This is a genomic window from Zhongshania sp., from assembly GCF_041623545.1.
Taxonomy (GTDB): Bacteria; Pseudomonadota; Gammaproteobacteria; order Pseudomonadales; family Spongiibacteraceae; genus Spongiibacter.
This window is the reverse complement of the sequence record NZ_JBFJWS010000297.1, coordinates 1-3895: the sequence shown is the minus strand read 5'-3', so window position 1 is coordinate 3895 and position 3895 is coordinate 1. Positions and strand designations below refer to the sequence as shown.

The 3895-nt window shown below is 52.0% G+C and carries 2 protein-coding genes; both read right to left on the bottom strand.

All coding sequences use genetic code 11. The features are described 5' to 3' along the window. The coding region (locus ABYT30_RS16770) for a sigma-54-dependent transcriptional regulator (protein ID WP_373097586.1) at positions 1 to 588 on the bottom strand (588 nt) is incomplete at its 3' end. A 77-nt stretch (positions 589 to 665) separates the two neighbouring features. Continuing rightward, positions 666 to 3632, bottom strand: coding sequence for an ATP-binding protein (locus ABYT30_RS16765; RefSeq protein ID WP_373097585.1), 2967 nt, complete (start codon positions 3630 to 3632; stop codon positions 666 to 668). Positions 3633 to 3895: the final 263 nt, after the last annotated feature.

Below are 3895 nucleotides of genomic sequence, written 5' to 3'. Positions count from 1 at the left end.
TACGCAAATAATGGCCTTGGTGGCTCGGGTGCTCTGATTGTGTATCGCTCTGGCTACGAGTTCTTTACCTGTACCGGTTTCGCCGTGGACCAATATTGTGGCGTCGGTGGGAGCGGCTCGGCGAATGTGGTCGTAGAGTTGCTGCATGGCTTTGCAACTGCCAATCATGCCATTGGCATCGGCGATCTGTTTGCGCTGGCTACTGCTGGGTCCAGGTTTGTCGGTTGGCGGGCTTTCTTTCGCGGAACTGAGGATGATGCGCTCGACAGTTTCCAGCATTTCGTCGTGATCAAAGGGCTTGGCAATATAATCTATGGCGCCTTTTTTCATGGAGTCGACAGCGGATTTAAGGCTGGCATAACTGGTCATGATCAGTACCGGCGCGTCGGTTTTGCTAATTAAATCGGTGCCAGGGGCGCCGGGAAGCCGTAAGTCACTGATTATTAGATCATAGTTGTCAACTTGGTAGGTGCTAAGTGCCTTTTGAACTGAGTCGGCCTCGTCTACCTGATAGTCATTGCGCTCTAACAGGCGGCGCAGCGCCAGACGGATAACGTCTTCGTCTTCGACTAAAAGGATTCTGGGCATAACTCTCTCCGTTGTTGCGTACGGGTAATGCATTAATTTGTGTAGCCGACCAACATAGCGCGATCAGCTAATTATTTCTAGAGTAGCTCCGGTCGGTAGGTGCTGAGCTGGATGTGAATCCGGGTGCCATTGCTGCCAAACTCGGGAACCGGGCTTTCAATGCTGACCTCGCCGTCGAGGTCGTTAATAATGCTATAAACCAGTGCTAGGCCTAGGCCAGTACCCTTGCCTGGCTCTTTGGTAGTAAAGAAAGGTTCAAATATTTGCTTCTGTAGTTTCTCGTCTATACCCGTGCCATGGTCGGTTACCGTGATATGGGCATTGTCCTCATCGCTGCTTGCATCGATGGTGATCATGCCGTCTTCTGGGCTGGCGTCGCGAGCATTGGAGAGTAAGTTGATGAAAACTTGCATCAAGCGCTGATTGTCACCGGCGACAATAATCGATTCTGGGCAGTTGTTGTTATAGTGGATGTGACGGGCCTCGTGATCGAGGCTGAGTAATTGCACTGCTTCACTAACGCAGTTGCGAACAGACACTGCTTCCGAAGCCTGGGTTGGGTCTTGGTGGCCGGTGTGGGCAAAATTGACTAGGCTGTGCACGATACTGCTTATGCGCTGGGTCTGTTTTACGATTTGCGAGGCGGCCTCTAGGGTGTCGGGGTTGTCGCTCTCGTAGCGTAAATTTTGGGCCAAGCAGGCTATGCCCGTCACTGGGTTGCCAATTTCATGGGCAACCCCCGCTGCTAGGCGGCCAATTGAGGCGAGGCGCTCCTGGTGGGTTAGCTCGTGTTCCAGTAACTGGGTGTCGGTGATGTCTTCAACAACTACTATTAATTCGTCGCGGCCCAGTAGCTGAGACTCCGTGCGGTGCAGGTTTAGCCAGCGTAGGCCTTTATCTGTTTCAACACTGAACTTACTGCGGTGCAAGTCGCTACTGGCCAAAAAATCCTGCAGGCAACTTGACCATGGCTCGGGCAAGCCGGCTAAGCGTGAACCAGTAACGGCATTGGCGTTGATGTGGGTGATTTCGGCCATGGACATATTCCACAGTAAGATTTCCTGATCGCGGCCCAGTGCGCACACGCCTATCGGCAAGTCTTCAAGGGTTTGACGGTGGTAACGGCGCAGGCTATCTAAGTCGGCAGCCAGGCCGGTGAGGTGGGTCTGGTAGCTCTCCAGTCGCGCCTCAATATAAGTAATATCTTCGCTGTCACCCATGACGTTGTCGGTATAAGGCAGTGCGCGGTCGATAACACGGCGAGCGCTTGATGGGCCAATCAACGACGATAAGTTGATTTCTATGCGGTCGCGAATTCGTCTGAGCGCATAGGGCCGAGTTTCCAATTCATCCATCTGCAACTCGTCCAGTGCGCGCTTGAATTCTTGTGCAGCGGCGCGGTCACCCAGTGCATCTTGTAAACGCGACTTTATTTCACCGGCGTGGTGCAAATTGAGGGAGTGGCGGCTGGGGCGATTAAGATCGTCTATGGTGCAGGCTTCGGCGGCCCGGCGCTCTTCTGGCGAGGTTTCACTCATTAGCGAAACGATAATAAATACTAGGCCGTTCAGGGCAAGGGAAAGGCTGGTGATAAGCACCCAAAATTGATCTTGTTCATTTGAGTATAAATAGAAGTGTTTAAAAAAGCTGGGTTGAGCGCCGCTAAACATAGGCACGATTATGCCAATGATCCAGATACCAAAGCCCACGCACAAGCCGCTGATAAAGCCGTTGCGGTTCGCTCTTGGCCAATATAATACGGCTAACACACCGGGCAGAAATTGTACGCAGCCGCTGGCCGACGTCATCGCTAAGTGGCTGAGGCTTTGCGACTCGCCGATTAGCTCGTAAAACACGAAGCCGATAAGAATAATCACACATATTAACAGCTGACGGCTGGTGAGTAGCCAGCGGTAGATGTCGATGTCGCGTCCTCTGGGGCCTTTGGGCCGCATTATTGGCAGCACTAAGTAATTAAGGCTCATCGATGCCAGTGCCAAAGTGGTAACTATGATGGCGCCGCTGGCAGCGGATAAGCCACCTAAATAGAGCAGCACGGAAAGCCATGGCTTGCCGATTTCGATGGATAAGCCAAGTGCGTAATAGTCCGCAGGCAACTCTAGCCCCCGTGCGCTGCCGGCCCAGAGGATGGGTAATATGGGTAAACTCATGATCAATAAAAATAAAGGTAAGCCCCAGCTCGCCGTGGCGAGGTTTTTGGCGCTGGGGTTTTCAGAAAACAGCATGTGGAAAAGATGGGGCATGCACACAGCGGCGGCAAAAAACATGATTAGCATTAGGCGGCTGCTGTCGGCGGGTTGGGGCGTGTTGATCGCCGCCAAAATAGCAGGTTTGCTATCGAGCCAAGCTTGCAGGCCGTCAAAGCTGCCAAAGATAGCGTAGGTGCTAAGAATACCGACGAGCAATAGGGCGCACATTTTAATGATGGATTCGAAGGCTAGCGCGGTTACCAGGCCTCGATGGCTATCTTTCGAGGTGAGGTTTCGCGACCCGAATAAGATCGTGAATACTGCGATGATGATACAAAACCCTAAAGCCGTGAGCCGTCGATAAGCGTGATCTCCGCTGTCTAGGGCGTGGCCTAGGCTCAGTATTAGCGTTGATTCCGAGACGGTTTGTATTTGGATCGCGAGCAGTGGCCATATTGCAATGGCGGTAAAAACGGTAACGAGTGAGCCCACCCAAGAGCTGCGAAAGCGGAAGCTGAGTAGATCGGCTAAGGAGTTCAGGCGATAGCTTTTGCAAATTTGGTGCAGCGGCATGAGCATAATGGGCAGCAAAATCATCGCTGCGGATAGGCCAATATAAAAATTCAGAAAGCTGTAGCCGTAGCTTTTAGCGAAACCGACTGCGCCGTAAATGGCAAAGCTACTTGCATAGATACCCAGAGACAAAACATAAGTGGCCGGGTGGTTGACTAGTTTGCTGGGCAGTAGGCGGCGTTCTGCGGCATAGGCGATAGCAAATAAGAGTAATAAGTAACTTAAGCCAACTAAAAGTAGGGTTGGAATGCTAAAGGTCATTGCGGCGTTGCTGGTAGAGGCTAATGAAGACAAAGCAGATAATGCCAAGCCATATTAGGTGATGGCGATACCAGAGATTACTACCCTCATAGAGCCAGCGACCCAGCGTCGGGGCATATACAAAAGCAAATATGGCTAATAAAAGCAGGGGGGGTTGAATTTGCATGGCGACCGAGACGTAATCACTGTCGCCATGATGTTACTGGACGCACGCTGAAACTGCAAAGGAAGCTCGATCATCGGTGATGATGTAGGGCGTCTGG

Bases quoted from the DNA above. Each gene is read 5' to 3' on its own strand.
- ABYT30_RS16765 (WP_373097585.1), bottom strand. From the start codon at position 3,632: ATGACCTTTAGCATTCCAACCCTACTTTTAGTTGGCTTAAGTTACTTA.